Genomic DNA, 2252 nt, shown 5'->3' with positions numbered 1-2252 from the left:
CGTGCGGCGCCGTCGCGGTCGAGAGCGGCCTGTGGTGCGTCCGGGTCGTCGGGGGCCGCCATGGGCAGGAGGTGTCGGCGGCCGGGGGTGAGCGCCAGGACGATCAGCCACAGGCCGAGGACGGCTGCCACTGCCGCGCCGGTGAGGACCCACGGGTCGTCGATCGGCCGGGTGGCGAGCTCGTCGGCGAGGGTTTTGCGCCAGGCGGCGGCGGTGTGGCCGGTGCGCACCCGGACGACGTCGAACAGCGTGAACGCGCAGGCCGCCAGGACGACGAGGGCCACTACCGCGGCGGGAACCCTCCGCTCGGACCACCAGCGCGGGGCTGCACGGCCGTGCCGGGCACGGCCGCGGTGGGTGTCGCCCGTGGGCTTGCCGGGTGGTGTCCTGCCGGGCGGGTGACCTGGCGCGGCGGCGGGTCCGGGTCGGAGACGGCCGGGTGCTGGTGTGTCATGCCGGCTCTCCCTTGAGATCTGGTGGCGGTGGGCGGGGCGGCTCCTCGCGGCAGTGGTCCGCGGGGAGGGGCCCGGTGACGGGGCGTACGCTGCGGTCAGCTGACGCGGCCGCCGCTGTCCTCGGGGAGGAGGCGGCGGATCGCGAGGGCGACCTCGGTGACCTCGAGTCCGGTCAGGCGGCCCACGCGCCGCGTCACCTGGCGCTGTAGCTCGCGGGCAGCTGCGGCGAGGTCGATCGGGTAGGGCAGCTCGACGGCCAGCCTGATGCGGGCGAAGCCGCCGTGCACGTGCGCCGACGCGTCGGGGGTCGGCGGTGCGGGCCGCGTGGGGCGGTACGGCTGCGCGGCGAGGGCCTCCCGGCCGGCCCGCGCGGCGATCCTGGCCACCACGCGGTCCGGGACGACGGTGGCGCCGCGCTCTCGCGCCGTGACGGGTTGCGGGGTCATCGGCGCCGGTCCTCGGACCGGGTCCGGCGCCAGTCCCTGACGTCGACGTCACCCTCCAGGAGACGCCCGACGACGAGGCCGACCACGCCGAGGACCAGGACCAGGAGGAAGGCCCAGAAGCCGCCGAAGTACCCGGCGAATCCCAGCGCCATTCCCGCCAGCAGACCGAGTGCGGCTGTGCTCATCTCACATGCTCCTTGTTCGGTGTCGCCCGGGCTCCTTGCTCGGTGTCGCCCGGGCCTCCCCGGTCACGCTGCAGCGTCCCGGCAGCGACGGTGCGGGGCGGGCGGCTGCGGGTCAGGCGACGCGGCTCTCGGTGTCGCCCTCCTCGTCGGGGAGGTGGACGTCGTCGACGGCGATGTTCACCTCCACGACCTCCAGGCCGGTCAGGCGCTCCACCGCCGCGATGACATTGACGCGCACGTCGCCGGCCAGGTCGGTGATGGGGACGCCGTACTCCACGACGACGACGAGGTCGACGGCGGCCTGGCGCTCGCCCACCTCGACCTTCACTCCGCCCCTGACGCTCGCCCGTCCCCCGCCCGGAACGCGTTCACGTACCGCGCCCATGGTGCGGGACATCCCGGCTCCCAGGGCGTGGACACCGGGAACGTCCCGCGCGGCCGTGCCCACGATCTTCTCCACGACGCCGTCCGCGATGGTCGTCCTCCCCCGCTCCTCGGGCACCCGGTCCGCGCCGGTGGGACCTTGCAGGCCGTCCTCCGGGCGTCCGTCGCCCTGCGGGAAACTGCTGGACGTGTCCGTCATGGCAGGCCTCCTTGACCTCGCCCCGGTGCGAGCCCAGCCGGGCCCGCTGAACTATTGGACGCTGCCCGCACGAAATCCTCACGCCCTCGGCATAACTGTCCGGATAACGGACAGGCGAGAGGAGGAGGGGCACACAGCATCGGCGACCGGATGCCACGATGAGCACAGCGCAGACCCACACCACCGCTGGCTTCCGCGAGCGGCCTCCCCCACTGCACGCCCGACAAGACCGCCCGGCCGCGCCGTGGCGCCTGCCGTCCCCGTCCACCGCAAGCCGCCCGGACCGCACCGGCCCGGTCAGCGACCAGCTCCTCGCGGTCCGCGCAGCGGAAGGCGACGACGAGGCCTTCGCCGTCCTGGTCGGCCGCCACAGCGCCGCCCTCCTCACCCTCGCCCGACACCTGACCGGCAACCGACAGGACGCCGAGGACGTCGTCCAGGAGTCCCTCCTCAGCGCATGGAGACGACTACCGGAATTCCGGGGCGACGCCGCGTTCCGCACCTGGCTCTACCGCATCGTCACCAACCGCTGCCTCAGCCTCCTGCGCAGCCGTCCCATGCCTGCCGTCCCCCTCGACATCCA

The 2252-nt window shown here is 74.3% G+C and carries 5 protein-coding genes; 1 reads left to right on the top strand and 4 read right to left on the bottom strand.

Annotated elements, in window-relative coordinates; translation table 11 throughout:
• From AB0P35_RS41950 to AB0P35_RS41935, 4 genes are all read right to left on the bottom strand, one after another.
• A partial coding sequence (locus AB0P35_RS41950; protein WP_363521831.1) for a DUF6286 domain-containing protein occupies nucleotides 1-284 on the bottom strand: 284 nt, incomplete at its 3' end.
• 266 nt (nucleotides 285-550) lie between these two features.
• Nucleotides 551-901 (bottom strand): hypothetical protein, encoded by a 351-nt coding sequence (locus tag AB0P35_RS41945; protein WP_363521829.1) that lies wholly within the window; start codon nucleotides 899-901, stop codon nucleotides 551-553.
• On the bottom strand, nucleotides 898-1086 hold the full coding sequence (locus AB0P35_RS41940; RefSeq protein WP_363521826.1) for a hypothetical protein: 189 nt from the start codon (nucleotides 1084-1086) through the stop codon (nucleotides 898-900). The genes AB0P35_RS41945 and AB0P35_RS41940 overlap by 4 nt, the downstream gene beginning before the upstream one ends.
• Before the next feature lie 112 nt (nucleotides 1087-1198).
• On the bottom strand, nucleotides 1199-1669 hold the full coding sequence (locus AB0P35_RS41935; RefSeq protein WP_363521823.1) for an Asp23/Gls24 family envelope stress response protein: 471 nt from the start codon (nucleotides 1667-1669) through the stop codon (nucleotides 1199-1201).
• A gap of 158 nt (nucleotides 1670-1827) precedes the next feature.
• Between AB0P35_RS41935 and AB0P35_RS41930 the strand changes: the two genes are divergently transcribed.
• The coding region (locus AB0P35_RS41930; RefSeq protein ID WP_363521821.1) for a sigma-70 family RNA polymerase sigma factor at nucleotides 1828-2252 on the top strand (425 nt) is incomplete at its 3' end.

This window comes from Kitasatospora sp. NPDC085879, from assembly GCF_040686255.1.
In the GTDB taxonomy this organism is placed as follows: domain Bacteria; phylum Actinomycetota; class Actinomycetes; order Streptomycetales; family Streptomycetaceae; genus Kitasatospora.
The sequence above is the reverse complement of the archived record's forward strand: the minus strand, read 5'-3'. Positions and strand labels throughout refer to the sequence as shown.

What these genes read in the sequence shown, in the direction of transcription:
- AB0P35_RS41940 (WP_363521826.1), bottom strand. Translation starts at nt 1,086, where the DNA reads ATGAGCACAGCCGCACTCGGTCTGCTGGCGGGAATGGCGCTGGGATTC.
- AB0P35_RS41945 (WP_363521829.1), bottom strand. Translation starts at nt 901, where the DNA reads ATGACCCCGCAACCCGTCACGGCGCGAGAGCGCGGCGCCACCGTCGTC.
- AB0P35_RS41935 (WP_363521823.1), bottom strand. Translation starts at nt 1,669, where the DNA reads ATGACGGACACGTCCAGCAGTTTCCCGCAGGGCGACGGACGCCCGGAG.